Source organism: Nocardioides koreensis (assembly GCF_039531775.1).
In the GTDB taxonomy this organism is placed as follows: Bacteria; Actinomycetota; Actinomycetes; order Propionibacteriales; family Nocardioidaceae; genus Nocardioides; species Nocardioides koreensis.
This window is the reverse complement of the sequence record NZ_BAAAQR010000014.1, coordinates 140566-165077: the sequence shown is the minus strand read 5'-3', so window position 1 is coordinate 165077 and position 24512 is coordinate 140566. Positions and strand designations below refer to the sequence as shown.

The 24512-nt window shown below is 71.6% G+C and carries 23 protein-coding genes and 1 pseudogene; 10 read left to right on the top strand and 14 right to left on the bottom strand.

Features of this window, described 5'->3' with window-relative positions:
* Window positions 1–275 (top strand): annotated as a pseudogene (locus ABD268_RS19785) (hypothetical protein); the annotation flags it as partial.
* A 277-nt stretch (window positions 276–552) separates the two neighbouring features.
* Window positions 553–807: a hypothetical protein gene (locus ABD268_RS19780; RefSeq protein ID WP_344156522.1), complete on the top strand. Its 255-nt coding sequence runs from the start codon at window positions 553–555 to the stop codon at window positions 805–807.
* An 88-nt stretch (window positions 808–895) separates the two neighbouring features.
* On the opposite strand, the gene ABD268_RS19775 is transcribed toward ABD268_RS19780, so the two are convergent.
* On the bottom strand, window positions 896–2935 hold the full coding sequence (locus ABD268_RS19775) for a M4 family metallopeptidase (RefSeq protein ID WP_344156519.1): 2040 nt from the start codon (window positions 2933–2935) through the stop codon (window positions 896–898).
* Between the two features lie 291 nt (window positions 2936–3226).
* Here ABD268_RS19775 and ABD268_RS19770 point away from each other — a divergent pair, with 291 nt between their 5' ends.
* Window positions 3227–3997: a maleate cis-trans isomerase family protein gene (locus ABD268_RS19770; protein WP_344156516.1), complete on the top strand. Its 771-nt coding sequence runs from the start codon at window positions 3227–3229 to the stop codon at window positions 3995–3997.
* A gap of 20 nt (window positions 3998–4017) precedes the next feature.
* Here the strand turns inward: ABD268_RS19770 and ABD268_RS19765 are convergent, their stop codons facing one another.
* The 4 genes from ABD268_RS19765 to ABD268_RS19750 are packed head-to-tail and all read right to left on the bottom strand — an operon-like array spanning window position 4018 to window position 7830.
* Complete coding sequence (locus ABD268_RS19765) at window positions 4018–5181, bottom strand: acetyl-CoA C-acetyltransferase (RefSeq protein ID WP_344156513.1); 1164 nt, start codon at window positions 5179–5181, stop codon at window positions 4018–4020.
* Complete coding sequence (locus tag ABD268_RS19760) at window positions 5174–5764, bottom strand: TetR/AcrR family transcriptional regulator (protein ID WP_344156510.1); 591 nt, start codon at window positions 5762–5764, stop codon at window positions 5174–5176. The genes ABD268_RS19765 and ABD268_RS19760 overlap by 8 nt, the downstream gene beginning before the upstream one ends.
* A 36-nt stretch (window positions 5765–5800) precedes the next feature.
* The gene (locus ABD268_RS19755; protein WP_344156507.1) at window positions 5801–6619 is read right to left on the bottom strand and encodes an SDR family oxidoreductase; all 819 of its coding nucleotides are present in this window, start codon (window positions 6617–6619) and stop codon (window positions 5801–5803) included.
* Window positions 6619–7830, bottom strand: a complete 1212-nt coding sequence (locus ABD268_RS19750; protein ID WP_344156504.1) for an acyl-CoA dehydrogenase family protein — start codon at window positions 7828–7830, stop codon at window positions 6619–6621. Before ABD268_RS19750 ends, ABD268_RS19755 begins: the two co-directional genes overlap by 1 nt.
* A gap of 54 nt (window positions 7831–7884) precedes the next feature.
* On the opposite strand from ABD268_RS19750, the gene ABD268_RS19745 reads away from it, so the two are divergent.
* The 4 genes from ABD268_RS19745 to ABD268_RS19730 are packed head-to-tail and all read left to right on the top strand — an operon-like array spanning window position 7885 to window position 12618.
* Window positions 7885–9441, top strand: a complete 1557-nt coding sequence (locus ABD268_RS19745; RefSeq protein WP_344156501.1) for a FadD3 family acyl-CoA ligase — start codon at window positions 7885–7887, stop codon at window positions 9439–9441.
* On the top strand, window positions 9441–10619 hold the full coding sequence (locus tag ABD268_RS19740; protein ID WP_344156498.1) for an acyl-CoA dehydrogenase family protein: 1179 nt from the start codon (window positions 9441–9443) through the stop codon (window positions 10617–10619). Before ABD268_RS19745 ends, ABD268_RS19740 begins: the two co-directional genes overlap by 1 nt.
* Window positions 10616–11620: an acyl-CoA dehydrogenase family protein gene (locus ABD268_RS19735; RefSeq protein ID WP_344156495.1), complete on the top strand. Its 1005-nt coding sequence runs from the start codon at window positions 10616–10618 to the stop codon at window positions 11618–11620. Before ABD268_RS19740 ends, ABD268_RS19735 begins: the two co-directional genes overlap by 4 nt.
* Complete coding sequence (locus ABD268_RS19730; RefSeq protein ID WP_344156491.1) at window positions 11620–12618, top strand: acyl-CoA dehydrogenase family protein; 999 nt, start codon at window positions 11620–11622, stop codon at window positions 12616–12618. The genes ABD268_RS19735 and ABD268_RS19730 overlap by 1 nt, the downstream gene beginning before the upstream one ends.
* A 60-nt stretch (window positions 12619–12678) precedes the next feature.
* Here ABD268_RS19730 and ABD268_RS19725 read toward each other — a convergent pair whose 3' ends face one another.
* Window positions 12679–14820, bottom strand: a complete 2142-nt coding sequence (locus tag ABD268_RS19725) for an MMPL family transporter (RefSeq protein WP_344156488.1) — start codon at window positions 14818–14820, stop codon at window positions 12679–12681.
* A gap of 156 nt (window positions 14821–14976) precedes the next feature.
* On the opposite strand from ABD268_RS19725, the gene ABD268_RS19720 reads away from it, so the two are divergent.
* From ABD268_RS19720 to ABD268_RS19710, 3 genes are read left to right on the top strand one after another with little or no spacing between them, the layout of a single operon-like run.
* Window positions 14977–15873 carry an AMIN-like domain-containing (lipo)protein gene (locus ABD268_RS19720; protein WP_344156485.1) on the top strand — a complete coding sequence of 299 codons (897 nt, stop codon included), beginning with the start codon at window positions 14977–14979 and terminating at the stop codon, window positions 15871–15873.
* Window positions 15873–17372, top strand: coding sequence for an amidase (locus ABD268_RS19715; protein ID WP_344156482.1), 1500 nt, complete (start codon window positions 15873–15875; stop codon window positions 17370–17372). The genes ABD268_RS19720 and ABD268_RS19715 overlap by 1 nt, the downstream gene beginning before the upstream one ends.
* Before the next feature lies 1 nt (window position 17373).
* Window positions 17374–17757: a cupin domain-containing protein gene (locus tag ABD268_RS19710; protein ID WP_344156479.1), complete on the top strand. Its 384-nt coding sequence runs from the start codon at window positions 17374–17376 to the stop codon at window positions 17755–17757.
* 2 nt (window positions 17758–17759) lie between these two features.
* Here ABD268_RS19710 and ABD268_RS19705 read toward each other — a convergent pair whose 3' ends face one another.
* From ABD268_RS19705 to ABD268_RS19670, 8 genes are read right to left on the bottom strand one after another with little or no spacing between them, the layout of a single operon-like run.
* Window positions 17760–18401: a flavin reductase family protein gene (locus ABD268_RS19705; protein ID WP_344156476.1), complete on the bottom strand. Its 642-nt coding sequence runs from the start codon at window positions 18399–18401 to the stop codon at window positions 17760–17762.
* A 34-nt stretch (window positions 18402–18435) separates the two neighbouring features.
* Window positions 18436–19335 carry an iron-dependent extradiol dioxygenase HsaC gene (gene hsaC, locus ABD268_RS19700; RefSeq protein WP_344156473.1) on the bottom strand — a complete coding sequence of 300 codons (900 nt, stop codon included), beginning with the start codon at window positions 19333–19335 and terminating at the stop codon, window positions 18436–18438.
* Entirely contained in the window at window positions 19332–20252 is a 921-nt protein-coding gene (gene hsaD, locus ABD268_RS19695; RefSeq protein WP_344156470.1) for a 4,5:9,10-diseco-3-hydroxy-5,9,17-trioxoandrosta-1(10),2-diene-4-oate hydrolase, read from the bottom strand. Before hsaD ends, hsaC begins: the two co-directional genes overlap by 4 nt.
* Window position 20253: 1 nt before the next feature.
* Entirely contained in the window at window positions 20254–21420 is a 1167-nt protein-coding gene (gene hsaA / locus ABD268_RS19690; RefSeq protein ID WP_344156467.1) for a 3-hydroxy-9,10-secoandrosta-1,3,5(10)-triene-9,17-dione monooxygenase oxygenase subunit, read from the bottom strand.
* A 34-nt stretch (window positions 21421–21454) separates the two neighbouring features.
* Complete coding sequence (locus ABD268_RS19685; RefSeq protein WP_344156464.1) at window positions 21455–22057, bottom strand: DinB family protein; 603 nt, start codon at window positions 22055–22057, stop codon at window positions 21455–21457.
* A gap of 1 nt (window position 22058) precedes the next feature.
* The gene (locus ABD268_RS19680; protein WP_344156461.1) at window positions 22059–22442 is read right to left on the bottom strand and encodes a VOC family protein; all 384 of its coding nucleotides are present in this window, start codon (window positions 22440–22442) and stop codon (window positions 22059–22061) included.
* A 37-nt stretch (window positions 22443–22479) separates the two neighbouring features.
* Window positions 22480–23550, bottom strand: a complete 1071-nt coding sequence (gene dmpG / locus ABD268_RS19675; protein ID WP_344156459.1) for a 4-hydroxy-2-oxovalerate aldolase — start codon at window positions 23548–23550, stop codon at window positions 22480–22482.
* Window positions 23547–24464 carry an acetaldehyde dehydrogenase (acetylating) gene (locus ABD268_RS19670; RefSeq protein ID WP_344156457.1) on the bottom strand — a complete coding sequence of 306 codons (918 nt, stop codon included), beginning with the start codon at window positions 24462–24464 and terminating at the stop codon, window positions 23547–23549. Before ABD268_RS19670 ends, dmpG begins: the two co-directional genes overlap by 4 nt.
* Window positions 24465–24512: the final 48 nt, after the last annotated feature.

The window sequence follows — 24512 nt, the reverse complement described above, 5'->3', positions numbered from 1 at the left end:
GGCACACCGACCACGCCCTCAGCCGCGCCGACGGCGGCGACACCAGCGCGCACAACGGGCAAGGCCTCTGCGAGAGCTGCAACTACCTCAAGGAGAACCCCGGCTGGCAGCACCACCCCGCCAGCGGGCCGATGGAGCCGCACGCGGTCGACATCACTACCCCCACCGGACACCGACACCGCAGCACCGCCCCACCCCCACCACTCCCCCCGCCCCGCAGGCCAGGACGCCCCCGGGTCGACATCCAGCGCACCCGCCTCACCCTCATCGCCTGACAGCAACCAGGCGGAACCATCGAGCTGAAGCGGGCGTCACATGAGCGTGAAGACTCCCAGGTGGGCCGTCGGGGGTCCACTGCTGCTGACGGTGTCGATGGCACTCAGCGGCTGCGCTGGATCGGCCGCGCCCTCCGGCTCGGCGAGGTCTACGTCAGGAACCCACGGCGCCCTGACCGATCAGGAGTACGCCTTCGCCGTCGCTTTGGCCCGGCAGGAGGTTCGCGCGGACGACGCCACTCTCACGAGTGCGACCGTCACAGTGGGCCACGGCGTCGTGACCCACCCGAACCTCGGGGTCGCCTGCGAGTCGGACCGACTCCTGCACATCAGGCTGATCGGCACCTTCCCCCACATCGTCACCACCGGGCATCCCCCGGACCCGCATAGCACATCTGCACCCGAGGACCTCACCGTGCACGCGGTTCTCCTGACGGCAGACGCCGAGAGCGGCCGCGCCTGCCTGGTGGGAGTTCAGACCGGCGAGGTCGCACCTGAGCCAGGGGCCGTCGTGCTGGCCCGCGTCGACTGAGGACCGCCCACGCTTCGCGGCAGTCGCCGCCACACACAGCACGGCGGCCACCACCCCGCAGAAGGGTGACGGCCGCCGTGGTCTCAGGTCAGCTGACGTTCAACGCGGTGTCGTCCACCACGAAGCTCGTCCTGAGCGAGCTGTCCTCGGTCCCGCTGAAGCTGATCGTGACGGTCTGGCCCGCCAACGACGAGACGTCGAACGACTTCTGCGCGTACCCGGAGTTCTTGTTCAGGTTCGAGTACGTCGCCAGGGTGGTGCCACCGGCCTTCACCGTCAGCTTGTCGTACGCCGTGCTGGTCGTGGTCTCCGCGGTGTCGATGTGCAGCCAGAACGACAGCGTCGCCGTGCACCCGGAGGGAATGGAGACAGACTGCGAGAGCGTGTCGGTGTGGGTGGTGCCGTAGCCGTCCATCCACGCCTTCCAGCTCCCGCTGTGCGCCGGCTGGCTGGTGCTGCTGTCCACGACGCCCGAGGAGGCCGACCACGGAGCGGCCGAGCCGGTCTCGAAGCCGGCGTTGCCCAGCTTCTGGCCGGGGCTGCTGCAGGTGCCCCCACCCCCGCCGGTGGAGCAGGTCGGGTCACCGGTCTGGGCCGGCACGCTCACCGCGTCCCACGCCGCCTTCACCGCGTTGAACTCGGTGCAGCTGGTGGCGCCGTACAGGTTCTTCGCGGCGGTCAGCGTCCAGGTGCGGTACTTCAGGTACGACGACGACGAGGTCTTCATCAGCATCGCGTTGTACATGATCTTGGCGGCCTTCTGGATCCCGATGCCGGTGATCGAGGTGCCGTTGCAGGTCGGGCTGGTGGGCTGACCGTCGGTCGGGCTGGTGCCCTCGGCGAGCAGGTAGAACCAGTGGTTGCCCGGCCCGGCCGCCGAGTGGACCTCGGAGGTGGGGGTGGAGGACGAGTAGCAGTTCGCGTCACCGGCCAGCGAGGGGTTGTACATGTAGCGGATCGGGCCGGAGCCGACCAGGTTGACCATCTCGCCGACCTTGTAGTCGGGGGTGTCGACGGGGTTGTTGGCGTACCACTCGGTCATCGCGCCGAAGGTGTCGGCCACGAACTCCTGGGTGCCGTTGCCCGAGATGCCGCCCGGGGTGTGGTCGTCGATGCCGTGGCCCATCTCGTGGGCGATCACGTCCATCTCGCCGATCCACTTGCCGCCGGTCTGGGTGTGGCCGATCTGGACCTGCGTGCCGTCGTAGTAGGCGTTGACGTCGTTGAGGCCGACCCGGATCGGGACCCAGCCGCCGGAGCCGTCCATGCCGCTGCGGCCGAGCCAGGACGACAGCATCTGCCGCTCCTTGTCCGCGCCGTAGTAGGCGTCCACGCAGCCGGTCTCCCGGTTGGTGGCGTCGCCGTTGCCCCACGAGTCGTCGCTCCCGGAGAAGGTGACATTGGTGGCGGCGTCCTGGCACACCATGGTGGTGGCGCTCGGGTTCCTCATCGAGTACGTCGAGCCCGACAGCGTGGTGGGGATCGAGACCGAGCCGCTCCACGCCGAGCTGCCGGAGCCCTCGGCGACGTGCTCCTTGGTGGTGAGCACGCGGCCGGACTGGGCGTCGACGTAGACCGTCAGCCGCGACGGCCCGCCGTCGCGGACGCCGTTGACGGTGGTCTCCCATGCCAGCGCCGAGGCGGCGCGCTGGAGGACGACCAGGCGGGTCGCCTCGAGCCGGGCGTCCCGGACCTGCCGGGCCGAGGTCGCCCGGGCGGCGCCCCGGTCGACGGTCGGGGTGACCGACGACAGCTGGGTGGCGCGGGTCTGGGCGACCGTGGTGCCGAGGACGTTGCCCTCGCTGTCGGTCGCGACGACGAAGTCACCGCCGACGACCGGCACACCGCGGTAGGTGCGCTCGTAGGGGACGTACTGCAGCCCGGCGGACGACTGCACGGGCAGCGCCCGGAAGGCGTCGTACGTGCTGGGATGCAGGCGGGCCGGCCGGTCCGCCACGAGGGCCCGCGCCGACTGCGCGGCCTGGGCACGCGCATCCTGGGTTGCTGCTTGGGTCGACGAGGCCGCCTGGCTGCCTGTTGGCACCGAGACGACCGCGACGGCCGAGATGAGGGCTGCTGCGCTGGCCAGGATCAGCTGGCGCGGGGCCCCAGCGACGAGTTTCTTCACTCGACACTCCTTGTTCCGGACTCACTGAGGAGCCCACCGAGAGGGAAAGGGTCGGCTCAGGCCCGGAACTGCTGGAGGTCTTCCACCCGAGAACGAGAACCGCGCGAACTCTTGCGCCGTGCGAGGCACCCGGTCAACGGGTTCAAAATGCAGGAGTGTGCACTGCATCAACACGCAAATGTTCGACCCACCCTCGTGCCGATGAGGGGTGGTGCGGGCCGAGAAGGCCGTGCTGTGATGAGAGCGGCTTTTCTTGGTCGGCCCAGGAGTTGCTGGCGGGAGGGGGAAGTGATGTGGCAGCGCGACGGCTGGGAGGTGCGGAGTCGGATCGGGGTGCTGACACCACACGCTGACGTCGGTCCGGAATCGGAGATCAGGGCAATGGCCCCCGCAACGGTGGGCGTGCACGCGGCGCGGGTGCCGTTCGGAGCCATGGCGACCGGTGGCGCCATGGACCCCACCATCCCCCTGGCACCGGTCGCGGCATTCGTCGAACCACCTCACATCGACGACGCCGTCTCGTTGCTGGCCGCCGCGCCGGTCGCGGTGATCGGGATCGGCTTCACGAGCTCGGCCTACGTCACCGGCGCCGAGGCAGAGGAGAGGCTGGTCGACCGCCTTCAGACCCGGAGCTCTGGCACACCGGTCGTTGCCACCTGCGCTGCTGCCGTGAGTGCGCTTCGTCGGCTCGAGGCGGAAAGCATCGCCCTGATCGATCCACCTTGGTTCGACGACGAGCTCAACCGACTCGGCGCGGAATACTTCTTGTCGCAGGGGTTCGAGGTGCCCTTCCGTGCTGCCTGCGACCTTCCGAGCGACCAGCACGGCATCAATCCATCTCAGCTCTACCAGTGGATCCTCACCCATGTACCCGACAGCTGCGAGGCGGTGTTCGTCGGCGGGAACGGATTTCGCAGCGTTGGCGTCATCGCTGCCCTCGAGGAGGACCTGGCGCGGCCGGTGCTGACGGCCAACCAAGTGCTCTTGTGGGGGATGCTGCAAGCGACCAGATCACGAATCACGGTCGAGGGGTACGGGCGGCTGTTCACACTGACCGAGTGACGCGGCGGCCGGCGGTGCCGTCAGAGGCGCTCGATGATCGTCACGTTGGCCTGGCCGCCGCCCTCGCACATGGTCTGCAGCCCGTAACGGCCGCCGGTCCGCTCCAGCTCGGCCAGCAGGGTGGTCATCAGCCGGGTGCCGGTGGCGCCGATCGGATGGCCGAGCGCGATGCCGCCACCGTTGACGTTCACCCGCTCGTGCGGCGCTCCGGTCTCCTTCATCCAGGCGAGCACCACGGAGGCGAACGCCTCGTTGCACTCGAACAGGTCGATGTCCTCGATCGAGAGACCGCTGCGGTCGAGCGCGTGGCGGGTAGCCGCGATCGGGCCGGTCAGCATCCACACCGGGTCGTCGCCGCGCACGCTCAGGTGGTGGACCCGGGCCCGGGGAGCCAGGCCGTGCTCGCGGACCGCTTTCTCGGAGGCGAGCAGCATCGCGCTGGCGGCATCGCAGATCTGGGAGGCCACCGCGGCGGTGATCCGGCCGCCCTCGGCCAGCGGCTGGAGCCCCGCCATCTTCTCCAGCGAGGTCTCGCGCGGGCACTGGTCGACCGAGAAGGTCGTGCCGTCGGGCAACGTGACCGGCGCGATCTCCCTGTCGAAGCGACCCTCGGCGATCGCGGTGCGCGCCCGCTCGTGGGACGCGAGGGCGAAGGCCTCCATCTCCTCCCGGCCGAGGTCCCACCTCTCGGCGATCGTCTCGGCGGAGCGGAACTGGCTGACCTCCTGGTCGCCGTACCGGGCGAGCCAGCCCGGCGACTCGGCGAACGGGGTGGAGAAGCCGTACTGCTGTCCGACCAGCATCGCCGCCGAGATGGGGATCGCGCTCATGTTCTGCACGCCCCCGGCGACCACCAGGTCCTGGGTCCCCGACATCACGCCCTGCGCGGCGAAGTGGACCGCCTGCTGCGAGGAGCCGCACTGGCGGTCGATGGTCACCCCCGGCACGTGGTCGGGCAGGCCGGCGACCAGCCACGCCGTACGCGCCACGTCGCCGGCCTGGGAGCCGATCGTGTCGCAGCAGCCGAGGATCACGTCGTCGACGGCCCCCGGGTCCACGCCCGTACGACGCACCAGGGTGGACAGCACGTGCGCCCCGAGGTCGGCGGAGTGCACCTCGGCCAGCGCTCCCCCGCGCTTGCCCACCGGGGTGCGGACCGCGTCGACGATGTAGGCCTCAGGCATGGGCGATGCCGTCCAGCAGGATGGTGAGGTACTGGTCGGCGATGTCGCGGTGGGTGAGCTTGCCGCCCGGGCGGTACCACCGCACCGCCACCCAGACGGTGTCGCGGATGAAGCGATAGGTGAGCTCGACGTCGAGGTCGGGTCGCAGCGCCCCGGACTCGACGCCCTCCGTCAGCAGGGTCATCCAGACCTCCCGCGACTGCCGGTTGCGCTCGGCGAGGTAGCCGAACCGCTCGAACTTCCCGAGGTGGTCGGCGTCGTTCTGGAAGATCGCGACCTCGTGGCGGTGCCGGTCGATCGCCTCGAAGGACAGCCGGACCGCCCTCTCGATCTTCGTCCGCGCGTCGTCGTCGCCGGCCAGCACCGCGTCGTACGCCGCGAACAACTCCTCCTGGAAGGTCGAGAGGATCTCGTCGACCATCGACTCCTTGGAGTCGAAGTGGTGGTAGAGGCTGCCGGAGAGGATCCCGGACGCGTCCGCGATGTCACGCACCGTGGTGTTCTTGAAGCCCTTCTCGGCGAACAGCCCGGCGGCGATCGCGAGCAGCTCCGCGCGTCGGGTCTGGGTGTTCTCCACGGTCATGCCACTCTCCTGCACTCGACGGTCGCTCGGCTCACGTCATGCTCTCTGACTGCTCGCGGACACGACCTCACCGGTGAGGTACGACGCGTAGTCGCTGGCGAGGAAGACCATCACGTTGGCCACCTCCCACGGCTCCGCCGCCCGGCCGAACGCCTCGCGCTGCTTGAGCTCGTGCAGCAGGTCGTCGGAGGTCACCTTGGCGAGGAACGGATGCATGGCCAGGCTCGGGGAGACGGCGTTGACGCGGATCCCGTGCGGGGCCAGGTCGAGCGCGGCGCACCGGGTCAGCGCCATCACGCCGGCCTTGGCGGCGGCGTAGTGGGCCTGCCCCTCCTGTGCGCGCCAGCCGACGACCGAGGCGTTGTTGACGATGACACCGCGCTTGCCGGCGGCGACCATCCGGTTGCCGGCGGCTCGGACGCAGCGGAAGGTGCCGGTCAGGGTGATGTCGATGACCCGGCTCCACTGCTCGTCGGTCATCGACAGGACGTCCTCGGTGCCGCCCAGGCCGGCGTTGTTGACCATCACGTCCACGCCGCCGAGCTCGTCGGCGGCGTCGAGCAGCGCCTGCACCTGCTCCTCGACGGTGACGTCGCAGACGACCCGGCGCACCCGGCCGGCGCCGAACTCCGCCCCCAGCTCCTCCTCGGCCGCGACGAGCCGGCGCTCGTGGGTGTCGCCGAGGACCACCGCCCGGGCACCCTCCTCGAGGACGCGACGGGCCACCGCGGCACCGATGCCCGCCCCGGCGGCGGCCGTCACCACCACGACCTTCCCGGCCAGCAGGTCGTGGCCGGGCACGTAGTCCGGCGCGGGCTGCTCGGGTCGATCCTGCGTGGTCCCGTGGCTGGTCATCAGGCCCCCCTGGGCTCTCGCGGAAGGCCGAGCACCCGCTCGGCCAGGATGTTGCGCTGGACCTCGTCGCTGCCGCCGTAGATCGTGTCGGCACGCGAGAAGAGGTACAGCCGTTGCCACTCGGTGAGGTCGTACGACGTGCTGCCGGGCCGCGCGACCAGCCCCGCCGGGCCCAGCACGTCCATGGCCAGCCGGCCCAGCTGCTGGTGCCAGGTCGCCCAGACCAGCTTGGCGATCGAGGCCGCGCCACCACCGGCCGCGGAGTCCTCGCCGCCGTTCACGGTGGAGAGCCCCCGCAGCGCGTTCAGGCGCATCACCTCGAGGCCGACCTTCGCGCCGGCCAGCCGGTCCCGCAGGACCGGGTCGTCGATGGCGCCGTTCTCGCGGGCCAGGGCCACCAGCGCGTCGTACTCGCGGCGGAAGCCCACCATCTGGCCCAGCACCGAGACCCCACGCTCGAAGCCGAGCAGGCCCATGGCCACGGCCCAGCCCCGGCCGGGCTCGCCGACGACGAGGTCGGCGTCGGTGCGGGCGCCGTCGAAGAACACCTCGTTGAACTCCGAGCCGCCGGTCAGCTGCTCTATCGGCCGGACCTCGACGCCCTCCTGGTCCAGCGGCACGAGCAGGAACGACAGTCCGTGGTGCCGGGTCGACCCCGGCTCGGTGCGGGCGAGGACGAAGATCCAGTCGGAGAGGTGGGCGTTGGAGGTCCAGACCTTCTGGCCGTCCACCACCCACTCCGGTCGCGGGGTCGGGGCCAGTCGCGCCCTGGTCTGCACGCTCGCGAGGTCCGAGCCGGCGCCGGGCTCGGAGTACCCCTGGCACCACAGCTCCTCGACGGCCCTGATCCGGGGCAGGAAGCGGTCCTGCTGAGCCTGGGTCCCGAAGGCGATCAGGGTGGGCCCGAGCAGCTCCTCGCCGAGGTGGTTGACCCGGGCGGGCGCGTCCGCGCGGGCGTACTCCTCGTGGAAGATCACCTGCTGCACCAGGCCGAGGCCGCGGCCGCCGTGCTCCTCCGGCCAGCCGACGCAGGTCCAGCCGTGCGCGGCGAGGTGCCGGTTCCAGGCCAGCCGCTCGTCGTGGGCCTCGTGGTCGCGGCCGGCCCCGCCGAGTCCCCGCAGGCCGGCGAAGTCGCCGCGCAGGTGCTCCTCCAGCCAGCTCCGCACCTCGGCGCGGAAGGCCTGGTCGGCCGCGGAGTAGGTCAGGTCCACGAGTGGTAGCCTACCAAGCAATTGTTTGGTTGGGACGACGTGGTGAGGAGTGCAGTGGTCTCGACAGGCTCGACCGACGAGAACCGGACGATCCCCGCGGTGCTGCGGGCGGCCGCGGCACGCTTCGGCGACCACCCGGCGTACGTCGAGCACGGCCGGGCGGTCTCGTTCGTCGAGCTGCACGGCCGGGTGCACAACGTGGCCCGGTCCTTGATCAGCTTCGGGCTCGAGACCGGCGACCGGGTCGTCGTGTGGGGGCCGAACAGCGTGGAGTGGGTCGTCGCAGCCCTGGCCGTGACCTATGCCGGCGGCACGCTGGTGCCGGTCAACTCGCGCTACACCGGGCCCGAGGCCGCCGAGATCATCGAGCGTTGCGGCGCGAAGTTCGTGTTCGTGGAGGACGGGTTCCTCGGGCGCCACCAGCTCGACGAGCTGTCCGACGCCTCCGACCTCCCCTCCGTGGAGTCCGTCTTCACGTTCCGCATGCATCCGACCCAGGCGCGTGTCGATCTCTCGGTGCTGGAGGACATGCACGTCGAGGACGTCACCGACGCCGAGGTCGAGGGTCGCGCGGACGCGGTCTCCCCCGACGACGTGGCCGACATCCTCTTCACCTCCGGCACCACCGGCCGGTCCAAGGGTGCGATGAGCGCGCACCGGCAGACGATCGGCGTGGCCGCGGTCTGGGGCGAGCTCGGCGGGGTGAGCAGCGAGGACCGCTACCTGGTGGTCAACCCGTTCTTCCACTCCTTCGGCTACAAGGTCGGGATCATCACCGGCCTGCTGACCGGGGCCACCATCCACCCGATGACCACCTTCGACGTCGAGGCCACGATGGCGCTGGTCGAGCGGGAGCGGATCACCGTGCTCCCGGGCGCCCCGACGATCTACCAGTCGCTGCTGACGGCGCCCGGGCGCGCCACGCACGACCTGTCCTCGCTGCGGCTGGCCGTGACCGGCGCGGCCGTCGTGCCGGTGGTGCTCATCGAGCGGATGCGCGCGGCTCCCCCCGAGGGTCTGGGCATCGACCACGTGGTCACCGCCTTCGGGATGACGGAGTGCGTGGTGGCCACGATGTGCCGGGAGGACGACCCCGCCGAGCTCGTCGCGACCACGTGCGGGCGGGCCGTCCCGGGCATCGAGACCCGGATCGGCGACCGGGGCGAGCTGCTGCTGCGCGGCGACCACGTGATGCTCGGCTACCTCGACGACCCCGCCGCGACCGCCGAGGCGATCGACGCGGACGGCTGGCTGCACACCGGCGACGTCGGCACCCTCGACGAGCAGGGCAACCTCACCGTCACCGACCGGCTCAAGGACATGTACATCAGCGGCGGCTTCAACGTGTACCCCGCCGAGGTCGAGCAGGTGCTCGCCCGGCTCGAGGGCGTCGCCGACGTCGCGGTGGTCGGCGTACCCGACGAGCGGATGGGCGAGGTCGGCAAGGCGTACGTCGTGCCCGCCGACCCCGCGTTGACGGCCGACGGCGTCCTCGCGTTCGCCCGGAAGCGGCTGGCCAACTTCAAGGTGCCGCGACACGTCGAGCTGGTCGAGGCGCTCCCCCGGAACCCGTCGGGCAAGGTGCTCAAGACCGAGCTGAGGGGGACCTGATGGACCTCGACCTGTCGGGCCAGGCGCGCGCGTTCCGCGACGACGCGCGCGCCTGGCTCGAGGCCAACGTGCCGGCCGGGCCGCTGCCCTCGATGGACACCGCGGCCGGTTTCCGCGCCCACCAGGAGTGGGAGGCCCGGCTCGCGGACGCACGCTGGTCGGTGGTGTCGTGGCCGGAGGCCTACCACGGTCGGGAGGCCTCGCTGGTCGAGTGGGTGCTCTTCGAGGAGGAGTACCACCGGGCGGGCGCACCGGGTCGGGTCTCCCAGAACGGCATCTTCCTGCTCGCGCCGATCCTCTTCGACCACGGGACTCCCGAGCAGCAGGACCGCTTCCTGCCCTCGATGGCCACTGGGGAGCGGATCTGGGCCCAGTGCTGGTCCGAGCCCGAGGCCGGCTCCGACCTCGCCTCGTTGCGCGCGACGGCCCGGCGCGACGACGACCGGGGCGGATGGGTCCTCGACGGGCAGAAGACCTGGTCCTCACGGGCGGCGTTCGCTCACTGGGGCTTCGGACTGTTCCGCTCCGACCCGCAGGCGCAGCGGCACGCCGGCCTGACCTACTTCCTGTTCCCGCTCGACGCCGACGGGATCACGGTCCGCCCGATCGCGCAGCTCGACGGCGAGGCCGGCTTCGCCGAGGTCCATTTCTCGGAGGTGTTCGTGCCCGACGCGGACGTGCTGGGCGCGCCCGGTGACGGGTGGCGGGTCGCGATGAGCACGGCCGGCAACGAGCGGGGGCTGTCGTTGCGCTCCCCCGGCCGGTTCTGCGCCGCCGCCGACCGGCTGGTGGACCTGTGGGCCGAACGCCGGGCCTCCTCGCTCGCCGCTCGCGCCGCGGACGGCGTCGTCGACGCGTGGATCAAGGCCCAGGCCTACCGGCTCTACACCTGGGGCACCGTCACCCGTCTCGCCGACGGGGGCGACCTGGGCGCCGCGGGGTCGGTCAACAAGGTCTTCTGGTCCGAGCTCGACATCGCACTCCACGAGACGGCGCTCGACCTGCTCGGCCCGACCGCCGAGCTGGAGTCCCCGTGGCTGGACGGCTACGTCTTCTCGCTCTCCGGCCCGATCTATGCCGGCACCAACGAGATCCAGCGCAACATCGTGGCGGAGCGGATGCTCGGCCTCCCCCGGGACCCGAGACCGGCGGACCGGTCGAGCGGGGTGGCGCGATGAGGTTCACCCCCTCCGACGAGCAGCGCGACTTCGCCGCGGTGCTCGACACGCTGCTCGACGGGTCCGACGCCTTGGTCGCCGCCCGGGCCTGGGCCGCGGGCGACACCGCGCCGGGCCTGAAGCTGTGGTCCCGGCTCGCGGAGCAGGGCGTCTCCGCGCTCGTCGTCCCGGAGCGCGCCGGCGGCCTGGGCGCGACCCCGGTCGAGCTCGCGCTCGCCTTCGAGGTCCTGGGTCGGCACGCCGTCCCGGGCCCGTGGGTCGAGACGGCCGCCTACCTCCCCCACGCCCTCGCCGATCCGGGCCCGCTCACCGACGGGGCAGTCCGCACCGTCGCGGTGCCGCCGCACACGCCGTACGCCCTGGACGCCGACGTCGCCGAGCACGTGTTCCTGGTCTCGACAGGATCGACCGACGGGGCCGGCGCCATCCGCGCGGCGACCGCCGGCAACCCGCACCGCTCCGTGGACGGGACCCGCAGGCTCTTCGAGGTGGTCTCGACAGGCTCGACCACCGAGACCGAGCATCCCGAGCCGGGCGACCTGGGGCGGGCCTTCGACCTGGCCGCCCTCGCGACCGCCGCGCAGCTCCTCGGCTGCGGCGAGCGCCTCCTGGCCGACTCGGTCGCCTACGTCAAGCAGCGCCGGCAGTTCGGCCGCGAGATCGGGTCCTACCAGGCGATCAAGCACCGGCTCGCCGACGTGCGGATCGCCCTGGACTTCGCCCGCCCCCTGCTCTGGGGAGCCGCCCTGTCTGCGGCCGGCTCCGTGGACCGGGCGCGCGACGTGTCGGCGGCCAAGGTCTCGTGCGCGGACGCGGCGTACCTCGCCTCGCGGGCCGCGCTGCAGGTGCACGGCGCCGTCGGCTACACCGCCGAGCTCGACCTGAGCCTCTGGATCACCAAGGTCCGCGCTCTTGTGGGCGCCTGGGGCACGCCGGCGTTCCACCGGGCTCGCGTCCTCGACTCGCTCGTCTCGGCGGGCTCGACCAACGAGGTTCGCTGATGGAGTTCGCGCTCTCCGAGGAGCAGTCCGAGCTCGCCTCGATCATCCGGGCCCTGCTCGAGCGGCACGCCGACAGCCGGGCGGTCCGGCAGGCCGCCGACTCCGAGCGGGGTTACGACAACGCGCTGTGGCGGCTGTTGTGCGAGCAGGTCGGCGTGGCCGGTCTCGCGATTCCGGAGGAGCACGGCGGCGCCGGCTTCTCGCTGTTCGAGTCGCTGCTCGTCCTGGAGGAGCTGGGCCGCTCGCTGGCGCCCTCGCCGTTGCTCTCGACGCTGGTGACCTCCGAGGCGCTGCTCGCGGGCGCCGACGAGGAGGCCCGCGCCCGGCTGCTCCCCCGCCTCGCCGCTGGTGAGGTCGGCGCCTTCGCCGACGGCGGCAGCGCGCGGCTCGTGCTGGACGGCGACCGGGCCACGGTGCTGGTCGTCGCCACCGGCGACGGGCTCTTCGAGGTGGACCCGGCGACGGCCGAGCGGAGCTGGACGCCGTCCATGGACCAGACGATCCGGCTCGCCGACGTCTCGGTCGACCTCGCCCGCGCCACCCGGATCGCCAGGGACGCGGCACCCGCGCGCGAGCGTGCGGCGCTGGTCGGGTCCGTCGGGGTGGCCGCCCTCCAGACCGGTGCTGCCACCCGTGCCCTCGACATGACCGTGGCGTACTCCAGGGAGCGGGAGCAGTTCGGCCGGCCGATCGGGTCCTTCCAGGCCCTCAAGCACCGGATGGCCGACATGCTCGTCGAGGTCGAGACCTCGCGCTCCGCCTCCCGGGCCGCGTCGTACGCCGTCGCGAGCGGTGCGGAGAACGCCACCGAGCTCACCCACGTCGCCAAGGCGTGGTGCGGTGACGCGCTCACCCACGTCGCTGCCGAGACCGTGCAGCTGCACGGCGGCATCGCGATCACCTGGGAGCACGACGCGCAGCTGGTCCTCAAGCGGGCCCACGCCCTGGGCGAGCTGTTCGGCTCGGCGCACGAGCACCGGGCGGCGCTCGAGCTCTGACAGCCTCGGCCCGCATGGCTACTTCCGGGCGAGCTGGATGCCGCGGGCAACACGTTGGCCTCAGTCGTCGCGGGCGAGCGCCGGCTCCCGCCGCTCGGTGTGCGGGTGCGACGGCTGGACGCGCAGGAGCCGGGCGACCCGGTCGGGCAGGGACCAGTTCCACCGGCCGAACAGCGACACCAACGACGGCACCAGCAGGGACCGGACCACCGTGGCGTCGAGCAGGATGCCGAAGCCCAGCGCGGTCGCCATCACCTTCAGGTCGGTGCCGGGGCCCGAGGCCAGCGCGGCGAAGGCGAGGAAGAGGATCAGCGCAGCGCTCGTCACCAGCCGTCCGGTGCGGCCGATGCCCTCGATCACAGCCTCGTCGGTCGAGCGCCCCTCGTCGTACTCCTCGCGGATGCGGGAGAGGATGAAGACCTCGTAGTCCATCGAGAGCCCGAAGAGGAACGCGAACACCATCAGCGGCACCCAGAAGGTGACCGCGCCGGTCTCCGGGATCCCGAACAGGGCGTCGGAGCCGTAGCCCTCCTGCCAGAAGAGCACCATCGCGCCGTAGACCGCGGTGAGCGAGACCAGGTTGAGCACCACGGCCTTGAACGGCAGCAGCAGCGACCGGAAGGCCCGTACGAGCAGCACGAAGGTCAGCAGGGCGATGATCGTGAGCATCAGCGGGAAGTTGCCGTAGACGGCGTGCAGAAAGTCGACCTGCGCGGTGCCGAGTCCGGCGACGCCGATCACGCCGGGGGTCTGGTCGGCGACGTCCTTGACGCGCCGGACCACGTCCACGCTCTTGGAGTTGACGGTCTCGGCGTCCGGGATCAGCACGACCACCGTCTGCCCGTCGGCGCTGCTGGACGCCCCCGTCGAGACCAGCGCGGCGTCGATGCCGTCGACCTGGCCGAGCCGGTCGGCGACGTCCCGGGCCTGGTTGCGGTCGGCGAGCACCTCGATGGGCGTGAGCGCACCGGTGCTGACCCCACCCTGCTCGAGCCGGTGCAGGGCCGTGACGGCGGGCCCGGCCTGCGCCAGCGAGTCCGACGAGGCGGCGCCGATCTTGATGCCGAGGAAGGCGAGGATGAGCAGGCCGAGGATCGCCGAGGCGGTGACGAGGGCGGCCACCCGGTGACGCACGACGAGCCGGGCCCAGCGGGTCCACCCCGGGCTGGCGCTGCTCTCGTGCCGGATCTTCGGCCAGTCCACCCGCGGCCCGATGCCCCCGAGGATCGCCGGGGTGAGCGACAGCGTGACGGCCACGCTGGCGACCGGGATCAGCGCGCCGCCGTAGCCGATGCTCCGCATGAACGGCACCGGCAGCACGACCAGCGCCAGCAGCCCGATCGCGACCGTGATGCCGCTGAAGAGCACGGCGTGGCCGGCGGTCTCCATCGCCGCCACGACCGCCTCGTGGTTCTTCCTGCCGTGGTCTCTCTCCTCGCGCCAGCGGGTGACGAAGAGCAGCGAGTAGTCGATCGCCACGCCCAGGCCGACCAGCGCGACCAGGAACTGCACGATGAACGAGACGTCGGTCAGGTAGGTCAGCGGGTACAGCATCAGGAAGGTCGCCAGGATCGACACCGCCGCGACGGCCAGCGGCAGGAGCGCCAGCATCGACGCGAACACGTAGATGAGCACCAGCAGGGCGCCGGACGCGCCGATCAGGGTCTCCGCCAGCACGCCCGGGCCGCCGGTGTCGTCGCCCACCGCGAGCTCGTCCATGCCGGTGACCCCCACCGTCGCGCCGGCGGGCGCAGCGCCCTCGACGGCCGTGCGGATCGGCTCGGTGGGCAGCTTCGCGTCGAACGTCTGCGGGAACGGGTAGAAGACCATCGCGTACGCCGTGCGGTCGTCGTCGGTGCGGAACGCGCGGTCACCGGTGTTGGCCTCGTCGAGCACGCGGACGTCGGGGACGCCCCGCTGGACCGCGTCGAACGCCTTGGCGACCTCGTCCTCGTGGCCGGTGATGGTCTGTCCCGGCCGCATCGTCACCGTGACCAGCATCGGCGTCGTGTTGCCGCCGTTGTGGACGGCGGCCACGATCTGGTTGGTGGCCTCGGTGCCGGGCTGGCCAGGCAGCGAGAAGTCGACGGTCAGCCGGTCGCTGGTCCTCCCCGCCGCGATCCCGCCGGCGACGAGGACGCACAGCCAGAACGCCACGACCCAGCGGCGGTGCCGCAGCACGAACTCGGCCCAGCTGCCCATCGACGTACTCCTGTCATGCGGGGACCTTGATCGACGCTAGCGAGCCGGGGGCATCCGCGCCTCGTCCATCGCGGGGATCTTCCGACCGTGAGGAAGCACCGGCTCGCGGGACCTTCGGCTCTGACGGGGCCCGGCGGGCTGCTCGACCGTGGAACCGTGAAGCTGTCACGTCTCCTGGCTCCGCTGGTGTTGCTCGGTCCGGCACTGGTCGCCGCCGGAGCGACGACCCCGGTCCCGGGGTCGGCAGCGGCCGTCCCGCCGGTGCCGAGGCTGGTCGGGGTTCGCGCCGCCCACCACGCAGGGTTCGACCGGGTCGTCCTCGACTTCCGCGGCGGGCTGCCCTCGAGCGTCCGGGCCCACTACGTCAAGCGGTTGATCGCCGACGGCTCCGGCAAGAAGGTGCGCATCGCCGGACGGGCCATCCTCAGCGTGCGGCTGGAGCCCGCCGACGCCCACGACGCGTCCGGCAGTGCCACGGCCCCACGCCGCGTCGCGTTCCCGCTGCCGAACGTGATGACCGCCGTGCGTGCGGGTGACTTCGAGGCCGTGACGACGTACGGCATCGGGCTGGCGAAGCGGACCCCGTTCCACGTGTTCACGCTGCAGGACCCGGACCGCGTGGTGGTCGACATCAAGGCGGGCTTCCGGACCGTGCCCCGCAAGGTGTTCTTCTTCGACCAGGACAACTTCGTGGACAACAAGCCGCCGTTCTTCGTCGCGCGGTCGCGCCCGGTGCTGCCGGCCACCCCCGCCCGCGGCGTCCTCGACCGGCTCTTCGCGGGACCGGTTGGCAGCGAGCGCGCCGACGGGCTGAGGCTGCTGCGGTCCCGCGCCACCGGCGTCAGCGGCCCCGACATCAGCGACGGCGTCGCCCGGGTCCGGATGCAGGGCAGCTGCAGCAGCGGTGGCTCCACCGTCACCGTGGCCGGCGAGCTCATGCCGACGCTGCGCCAGTTCGCGTCGGTCGACTGGGTCAAGATCTACGACCCGCAGGGCGACACCGAGACACCGACCGGCCACTCCGACTCGATCCCTACCTGCCTGGAGCCCTGATGCCCACCCAGGAGACCCACCTGGCCACCGGCTACTTCGACGCCGTGGCCCAGGCCGACCTCGTCCACTCCGGCGAGCTGCGCCCCGTCGACCTCGTCCTCGACGCGATCACCCGCATCGAGCGGCTCGATCCCCTGCTGCACGCGGTCGTCGCGACCGACTTCGACCGTGCGGTCGACGGCGCCCGGCGGCTGGACCCCGACCTGCCCTTCGCGGGCGTGCCGATCCTGGTCAAGGACCTGTGCGCCGAGGTCGAGGGGCTCCCGATGCGGGAGGGCTCGGGGTTCCTGCGCCACGTGGTCTCCGGCCACGACCAGGAGTACGTCGCCCGGCTCCGGCGCGCGGGCTTCGTGGTCCTCGGGAAGACCAGCACACCGGAGTTCGGGATGTCGCCGACCGTGGAGCCGGTCGACGGTCCGCCGACCGTGAACCCGTGGGACACGACCTGCACCACCGGAGGCTCCAGCGGCGGGTCGGCAGCCGCCGTGGCCAGCGGGATGGTGCCGGTGGCGCACGGCAACGACGCGGGCGGCTCTATCCGGATCCCCGCGTCGTGCTGCGGGTTGTTCGGCCTCAAGCCCACCCGCGGCCGCAACCCGCTGGGGCCGCGCTACGGCGACGTCTTCGGCGGCATGGTCTCCGAGCACGTGCTGACCCGGAGCGTGCGCGACAGCGTGGCCCTGCTCGACGTGACCGCCGGCCCCGCGCCGGGTGACCCGTACTTCGCCCCGCCGCACGAGGGCTCGTGGACGGCCGAGGCGTTCTGGCCGCCCGGGCACCTCCGGATCGCGGTCAGCCGACAGGCCTCCGATGGCCGGCCGGTGCACCGGGACTGCCTCGCCGTGCTGGACGAGACCGTGGACCTGCTCAGGTCCCTGGGCCACACGGTCGTCGAGCGCGAGCTCACCGAGCTCACCCCGGAGGTCGGCAGCGCCATCGGCCGGATGTACGGCGCGTTCGTCGACTGGGCGGTGCGCTACTGGGTCCGGGAGACCGGGCGCTTCCCCGAGCAGCGTGAGCTCGAGCCGTTGACCCGCCTCTACTGGGCCCGCGGGCGCGACGTCCGAGGTGGCGAGCTGATGATGGCGGTCACCACGGTGCAGGCGTTCGCGCGCGAGGTGGCGGCGGCGTACGACGGGCCGGGCGGTTTCGACGTCTGGCTCTCGCCCACGCTCGCCGAACCACCGCCCCGGCTGGGCGAGCTGGTCGCCACCGAGGAGGACCCGAGCGTCGCCGAGGAGCGCGCCGCGGCGTTCGTGGCGTTCCCCCTGATCGCCGCCAACCTCACCGGGCGGCCGGCGATGAGCGTGCCGCTCGGCTGGAGCAGCGACGACCTGCCCGTCGGGATGAACTTCATGGGCCGGTTCGGGGACGAGGGGACCCTGTTCCGGCTGGCCACCCAGCTGGAGTCCGCGCGCCCGTGGGCCGAGGTGTGGCCGCCGGTCTCCGCGCGTTGCCTCGATCACCAGCACCCGATGACGGACCCGGCAGACTGGTGACATGAGCGAACCGATACGGGTGGTCAGGGCCGACGAGCTGGCCCCGGCCGACCCGACGCCGGGCATGCATCGCACGCTGGCCTTCCGGGTCCCGGGACTCTGGGCCGGCAGGCTCGAGACCGAGCCGGGGGCCACCTCCGGCTGGCACCACCACGACGTCAACGAGTCCAGCCTGTACGTCGTGTCGGGCGTGGTGCGCCTGGAGTTCGAGGGCCGGGAGGGCTACGTCGAGGCGCGCCCCGGCGACTTCGTGCACGTGCCCGCCCACACCGTCCACCGCGAGTCCAACCCGACCGGCGAGACATCGGTCGTCGTGATCGCCCGCGCGGGCGACGGGATCCCGACCGTGAACGTCGACGAGCCGCCGTACCCCCATCGCGGCTGAGGTCAGCCGTCGGTGGTGGTGTACTGCCCGCGGAAGAACAGCAGCGGGTCCTCGGCGTCGGTCATCGCAAGGTCGAGCACCCGACCGATGACCACGTAGTGGTCGCCGGCCTCGTGGACGGCGTAGATCGTGCAGTCGACGTAGCCGAGGATCCCGTCCAGCATCGGTGAGCCGGTCGCCTCCGAAGGCTGCCACTTCACGTCGGCGAACTTGTCGACCCCGCGGCTGGCCATGATGTTGGAGACCTCGGCCTGGTCGACGCCGAGGAAGTTCACGCAGAACCTGCCGGACCGCTGGATGAGCGGCCACGCGCGTGAGGTCTTGGCCGGCACGAACAGCACGAGCGGCGGATCGAGGGAGACGCTCGAGAACGACTGGCAGGTCATCCCCACGGGCTCTCCGCCACTGGTCGCGGTCACCACGGTGACCCCGGACGCGAAGCGGCCCAGCACGTCGCGGAACCGCCGCGCGGCCGCCACCGCCTCCGGGTCCTCGGCGTGGACCGGGCTGGCCTCGCCGGGCCGGAACTCGAAGTCGATCTCGGCGTCGCCGAGCCAGGAGCTGATCAGGTCGGTGCTGGGCCAGTTCTCGCGCGCGTCGGGGTTCATCCCCTCCGGGATCTCGCGTCCGGCCTCCGAGCTCATGCTCCCAACGGTAGTCACGGGGTACCAGCGCAGCTCAGTGGGCCCCGACCGAGAAGTCGTGGCCCCAGTAGGAGACGGCGGTGCTCTCCCGGGCGACCCACTTCTCGTCGTCGACGGTGAGTCCCTCGGTGCCGTACTCGACGTCGAAGCCGCCGGGCGACTTCACGTAGAACGAGACCATCTGGTCGTTCATGTGACGGCCGAGCGTCGCGGAGAGCCGGGCGCCGTGCTTGCGGACCCGCTCGAGGGCCCGCCCCACGTCGTCGAGCTCCTCGACCTCGACCATGATGTGCACGCACTTCGACGGGTTGGGCATCGGCAGGAACGCCAGCGAGTGATGCCGCGGGTTGCAGCCCAGGAACCGCAGCCAGGCCGTGCTCCCCGGCTCCTTGCCCACGAGCTCGCCGGGCATCCGCATCGAGTCGCGCAGCCGGAAGCCGAGCACCTCGGCGTAGAACCGCAGCGCCTCCTCGTCGTCGGTCACCGGCACGACGATGTGCCCGAGGCCCTGCTCCCCCGTGACGAACCGGTTGGCGTACGGCGTGACCAGCGGCCGCGACTCGTAGGTCGCGCCGTGGAAGAGCTCGAAGACGTTCTCGAAGGGGTCCTCGAAGCGGACCATCCCCTCGACCCGGCGCTCGGTCAGCTCCTCGGGCGTGGCCTCGTGGAGGTCGACGCCGTGGTGCTTGAGGTGGTCGACCGCGGCGGACAGGGCCCGGTGGTCGGCGACCTCCCAGCCCATCGCTGCGAGACGGTCCTGCTGACCGGGCTCGACCACGAGGCGCTGGGAGACCTCGTCCATCCGGAAGTACAGGTGCTCGGGGTCGGTCCCGCGCCACTCGACGAGCCCGAGCACCTTGCCGGCGAACTGGCGCCACTGCTCGAGGTCGGTGCTCTCGACGCGGACGTACCCCAACGACTTGATGTCGATCATCGCTGCTCCGTCGGTGATCGAGCTTCGGTGTGGCGGGCCAGGAACGCGGTGGCGATCTCCGCGAACTCCTCGGCGGCCTCGACCTGCGCCCAGTGCCCGCAGTTCGGGAAGACGTGCAGGGACGCCGTCGGGATCAGCTTGAGCGCCGCGAAGGCACCGTCGACCGGGTTCACCCGGTCCTCGCGGCCCCAGGTGAGCAGCGTGTGCTTGCGCAGCCGGTGTGCCTCGCGCCAGAGCATCCCGTCCTCGGCGGTCTCGGGGTTCCAGAACGACATCCCCATCGAGGCCATCGCCTCGCGAGCCCCGGGCGCGGTGGCGTCGGCGTACCGCTCCTTGACGAGCTCGTCGGTGACGAGGTCCTGGTTCACGACCATGGTGGAGATGAACGCCCGCAGCGTCTCGCGGCTCGGGTCGCCCGCGAAGTCCATCAGCCGCTGGACGCCCTCGGTCGGATCGGCGTGGAAGAGGTTGAGCGACAGGCCGCCGGGGCCCATCAGGACCAGGCGGCCGACCCGGTCGGGGTGGCTGAGCGCGAGCCGCATCGCGGTGCCGCCGCCGAGGCTGTTGCCGAGCAGGTGCACGCGGTCGAGGCCGAGCTCGTCGAGCAACGCCACCACGAGGTCGGCGGCGAACCGGTAGTAGTTGCCCACGACCGGCGGCTTGTCGGAGCCTCCGAAGCCGGGCTGGTCGACCAGCAGCGTGCGGAACGACGTCGCGAAGCGCGGCAGCGCCGTACCGAAGTTCGACCAGGCGCTCGCGCCCGGCCCACCGCCGTGCAGCATCACCAGCGGCAACCGCCCTCGTTGATCGAGCTTGTCGAGATCAGGCCCCGCCTCGTGGTAGGCCAGCCGGGCGTCGCCGGCCGCCTCGGACTTGACCTCGGCGAACCGCTGGGTCGACTCCCTGGTGAGCGTCACGTCAGTACATCCCCGGGTCGATCTTGTGCCCGAACTCGTGCGCGCCGAACATCTGCAGCGCCCGTTCCGGGTCGTTGGCGGCGTGCACCCGGCCGGCGTGCGCGTCGCGCCAGGCCCGCTGCAGGTAGGTGCCCTCGGCGAGCGCGCGTCCACCGGAGGCCTCGAAGAGCGAGTCGAGCGCGTCGATCGCACGCTGGGTGCCGAGGACCTGGTCGCGACGCACCTTCAGGCGCAGCCGCAGCGGGATCTTCTCGCCCCGGGCGACGTGCGCCTGCTCCTCGCGGACGTTGTTGACCAGCAGCGCCCAGGCCGCGTCGATGTCGGAGGAGGCGCGGGCGATCCGCACCGCGGCGAACGGGTCCAGGGAGGCCTTCTCCCCGAGGTACGCCGCCCGCACCCGCTTGTTCTGCATCTCGACGTGCTCGGCGTAGGCGCCCGCCGCCATCCCGATGATCGGCGTGGTGATGGTGCCGGTGAAGATCGAGTGGAAGGGGAGCTTGTAGAGGTCGGAGGGGTTCTGCTCCTGGCCGGGACCGAAGCAGCGGCCGGTGTCGCCCATCGAGAGCGTGAACGCCTCGGGGACGAAGGTCTCCTCGACCACGATGTCGTTGGAGCCGGTGCCCCGCAGCCCGACGACGTTCCAGACGTCGACGATCTGGTACTTCTCGCGCGGCACCAGGAACGTGCGGAAGTCGACGACCTGGCCCTCGGTGTCGAACACCAGACCGCCCAGCAGCACCCAGCTGCAGTGGTCGCAGCCGGAGGAGAAGCTCCACTTGCCCGAGAGCTGGTACCCGCCGTCGGTGAGCACCGCCCTGCCGGTGGGGGCGTACGACGAGCTCAACCGGGTGGCCGTGTCGGAGCCCCAGACCGCCTGCTGGGCCTCGTCGGAGAACAACGCGATCTGCCAGGGGTGGACGCCCACCACGCTGCAGACCCAGCCCGTGGAGCCGCACGCGCCGGCGAGGTCGCGGACCGCGGTGTAGAAGTCGACCGGGTCGGACTCCAGGCCGTCGAACCGCCGCGGCTGCAGCAACCGGAAGAAGCCGGTCTCCTCGATCTCCTTGATCGACGCCTCGGGGACGACGCGGAGCCGCTCGGCCTCGTCCGCTCGCTCCCGGAGCGAGGGCAGCAGGTCGCGGACACCGTCGAGAACAGCCTGGGACATCGATGTCTCCTGTCGTGGTGGGACAGGACCGATACTAGAACACGTTCTTGTTTTGGTCGATACTCCCGGCGTCGCGCGCCGCCGCCTCCACGCGGGCGACGTACGCCGGCCAGTCGTAGCCGTCGTCGGGCAGGTTGCTGCTGCCCCGGAGGAAGCCGGCGGAGCCGTCGACCATCTCCCGGATGATGTCGGCGTGCCCGGCGTGGTGGTGGGTCTCGGTGGCCACGTGCACGAGGATCTGGTGGAGCGTCACCGGCTCGTTGCCCCAGTGGGCGACGTGGCCGACCGTGTCGAGGTCGTTCGCCTCGAACGTCTCCGCGGCGTGCGCCCACGCGCGCCGGTACAGGTCGACGACCCACTCCCGGGACTCCTCGGCGGTGGCGAAGAGGTCGTCGTTGTGGTCGGCGTCGTCGCGGTACCACGGCAGGTCGATGCCCGAGGGGCGCCCGAACGTGTCGCCGAAGTAGCCCAGCTCGACGCTGGCCAGGTGCTTGACCAGGCCGAGCAGGTTGGTGCCGGTCGGGGTCATGGGCCGGCGGACGTCGTACTCCGAGAGGCCGTCGAGCTTCCACAGGATCGCGTCGCGGGCGCCCTGGAGGTAGTCGACCAGCGTCTGCTTCGGATCGGGGAGGGACATCTCAGGCGCCCTGGGGCCGGTAGGGCGTCAGCACGCAGAACTCGTTGCCCTCGGGGTCGGCGAGCACGGCCCAGCCCTTGTCACCCTTGCGCAGGTCGTCGACCAGCGTGGCGCCTAGGCCGAGGACCCGGTCGATCTCCTCGTCGCGGCTGCGGTCGGTGGGCCGCAGGCAGATGTGCATCCGGTTCTTGACCGTCTTGGGCTCAGGGACCTTGAGGAAGAGCAGGTAGCGGTCGTCGGGACCGACGAGGCCGCACTCCTCGTCGCCGGGCCCCTGGTCGTCGTCCTCGGGCAGGACGAAGTCGTCGAGGACCTTGGACCACCACACGGTCTGGGACCACGGGTCGTGGGCGTCGATGCAGAAGTTGGATGCTCTGGATGCCATGACGGCACCCTGCCAGTCGGCACCGACTCCTGCCCACCTAGTTGTCGGCCGCCTCCTTCTCGGCCTCCGCCCTCAGCATCAGGGCGATGTCGATGAGCTGGTCCTCCTGGCCGCCGATCAGCTTGCGGCGCCCGGCCTCGAGCAGGACCTTCGCGCCGGAGACGCCGTACCGCTCGGCCGCGTTGCCGGCGTGCTTGAGGAAGGAGCTGTAGACGCCGGCGTAGCCCATCATCAGGGTCATCCGGTCCAGCCGGCACTCCTCGGGCATGGCCGGCCTGATGACGTCCTCGGAGGCGTCGACGATCTGCAGGAAGTCGATCCCGGTCCGCCAGCCGAGCAAGTCGGCGACCCCCACGAACGCCTCCAGCGGAGTGTTGCCGGCGCCGGCTCCGAAGCGGCGCACCGAGCCGTCGATCTGGGTGGCTCCTGCACGGGCCGCGATCACGGTGTTGGCGACGCCGAGGCCGAGGTTCTCGTGGCCGTGGAAGCCGACGGTGGCCTCGTGACCGATCTCGGCGACGAGCGCGGAGACCCGGTCGGCGGTCTGCTCCATGATCAGCGCGCCGGCGGAGTCGACCACGTAGACGCATTGGCAGCCGGCGTCGACCATGATGCGGGCCTGCCTCGCGAGCACCTCCGGGGGCTGCGTGTGGCTCATCATCAGGAAGCCGACGGTCTCCAGCCCGAGCTCCCGCGCCAGCGCGAAGTGCTGCTGCGAGACGTCGGCCTCGGTGCAGTGGGTCGCGATCCGGCAGATCTCGCCCCCGTTGTCCTGCGCTGCCCGGATGTCGTCCTTGGTGCCGACCCCGGGCAGCATCAGGAACGCGATGCGGGCCCGCTTCGCGGTCTCCGCCGCGATCCGGATCAGCTCCTGCTCGGGGGTGCGCGAGAAGCCGTAGTTGAACGACGAGCCACCGAGGCCGTCGCCGTGGGTGACCTCGATGACCGGCACCCCGGAGGCGTCCAGCGCCTCGACGATGTCGTGCACCTCCTGGGCGGTGAACTGGTGCCGCTTGTGGTGCGAGCCGTCGCGCAGGCAGGTGTCGGTCAGGCGCAGGTCGAGGTCGCCCCCGTGCTGGTCCTTCCAGGTGCGGGTCAGGTGGTTCACAGCGCCCTCCCGGTCATCGAGCGGGCCGCCATGGATCGGGCGATCGTCTCCCCCACCCGGGTGGCGGCGGCGGTCATGATGTCGAGGTTGCCGGCGTACGGCGGCAGGTGGTCGCCGGCGCCCTCCACCTCGACGAAGATGCTGACCTTGGTCTGCCCCTGGGTCGCCGGGGACGGGTCGTCGACCTGGGGTTCCTGGAGAAGCCGGTAGCCGGTGACGTACTCCTGGACGGCCCGCTCCATCGCCACGACCGACTGGACGATCGCGTCCCGGTCGGCGTCCGGGGGCACCGCGCAGAAGATCGTGTCGCGCATGATCATCGGCGGCTCGGCGGGGTTCAGGATGATGATCGCCTTGCCCCGCTCGGCGCCGCCGATCCGCTCGACGCCGCGGCTGGTGGTCCGGGTGAACTCGTCGATGTTCGCGCGGGTGCCGGGACCCGCGGAGACCGACGACACCGACGCCACGATCTCGGCGTACGACACCGTCGCCACCTTCGAGACCGCCGCCACCATGGGGATCGTGGCCTGGCCGCCGCAGGTGATCATGTTGACGTTCGGCGCGGCGAGGTGCTGCTCACCGTTGACCGGCGGGATCACCGCCGGCCCCACGGCCGCGGGCGTGAGGTCGACGGCGCGGATGCCGGCCTCCTCGTAGCGAGGGGCGTACTCGCGGTGCACGTAGGCGGAGGTCGCCTCGAAGACGAGGTCCGGCAGCTCGTCCTGCTTCAGCAGCCAGTCCACGCCCTCGTGGCTGGCCTCCAGCCCCCGGTCGGCGGCCAGCCGGAGCCCCTCGCTGGTGGGGTCGACGCCGATCATCCAGCGCGGCTCGATCAGGTCGGAGCGGAGCAGCTTGTACATCAGGTCGGTGCCGATGTTGCCGGGGCCGACGATCGCCGCGGTCAGCTTGGACATGTGCTTCCTTTCGTCCGTGGTCTCGACAAGCTCGACCACCGAAGGGGT

Bases quoted from the DNA above. Each gene is read 5' to 3' on its own strand.
- ABD268_RS19770 (WP_344156516.1), top strand. From the start codon at position 3,227: ATGTGGCAGCGCGACGGCTGGGAGGTGCGGAGTCGGATCGGGGTGCTG.
- ABD268_RS19765 (WP_344156513.1), bottom strand. From the start codon at position 5,181: ATGCCTGAGGCCTACATCGTCGACGCGGTCCGCACCCCGGTGGGCAAG.
- ABD268_RS19760 (WP_344156510.1), bottom strand. From the start codon at position 5,764: ATGACCGTGGAGAACACCCAGACCCGACGCGCGGAGCTGCTCGCGATC.
- ABD268_RS19755 (WP_344156507.1), bottom strand. From the start codon at position 6,619: ATGACCAGCCACGGGACCACGCAGGATCGACCCGAGCAGCCCGCGCCG.
- ABD268_RS19740 (WP_344156498.1), top strand. From the start codon at position 9,441: ATGGACCTCGACCTGTCGGGCCAGGCGCGCGCGTTCCGCGACGACGCG.
- ABD268_RS19735 (WP_344156495.1), top strand. From the start codon at position 10,616: ATGAGGTTCACCCCCTCCGACGAGCAGCGCGACTTCGCCGCGGTGCTC.
- ABD268_RS19730 (WP_344156491.1), top strand. From the start codon at position 11,620: ATGGAGTTCGCGCTCTCCGAGGAGCAGTCCGAGCTCGCCTCGATCATC.
- ABD268_RS19725 (WP_344156488.1), bottom strand. From the start codon at position 14,820: ATGGGCAGCTGGGCCGAGTTCGTGCTGCGGCACCGCCGCTGGGTCGTG.
- ABD268_RS19715 (WP_344156482.1), top strand. From the start codon at position 15,873: ATGCCCACCCAGGAGACCCACCTGGCCACCGGCTACTTCGACGCCGTG.
- ABD268_RS19710 (WP_344156479.1), top strand. From the start codon at position 17,374: ATGAGCGAACCGATACGGGTGGTCAGGGCCGACGAGCTGGCCCCGGCC.
- ABD268_RS19705 (WP_344156476.1), bottom strand. From the start codon at position 18,401: ATGAGCTCGGAGGCCGGACGCGAGATCCCGGAGGGGATGAACCCCGAC.
- hsaC (WP_344156473.1), bottom strand. From the start codon at position 19,335: ATGATCGACATCAAGTCGTTGGGGTACGTCCGCGTCGAGAGCACCGAC.
- hsaA (WP_344156467.1), bottom strand. From the start codon at position 21,420: ATGTCCCAGGCTGTTCTCGACGGTGTCCGCGACCTGCTGCCCTCGCTC.
- ABD268_RS19685 (WP_344156464.1), bottom strand. From the start codon at position 22,057: ATGTCCCTCCCCGATCCGAAGCAGACGCTGGTCGACTACCTCCAGGGC.
- ABD268_RS19680 (WP_344156461.1), bottom strand. From the start codon at position 22,442: ATGGCATCCAGAGCATCCAACTTCTGCATCGACGCCCACGACCCGTGG.
- ABD268_RS19670 (WP_344156457.1), bottom strand. From the start codon at position 24,464: ATGTCCAAGCTGACCGCGGCGATCGTCGGCCCCGGCAACATCGGCACC.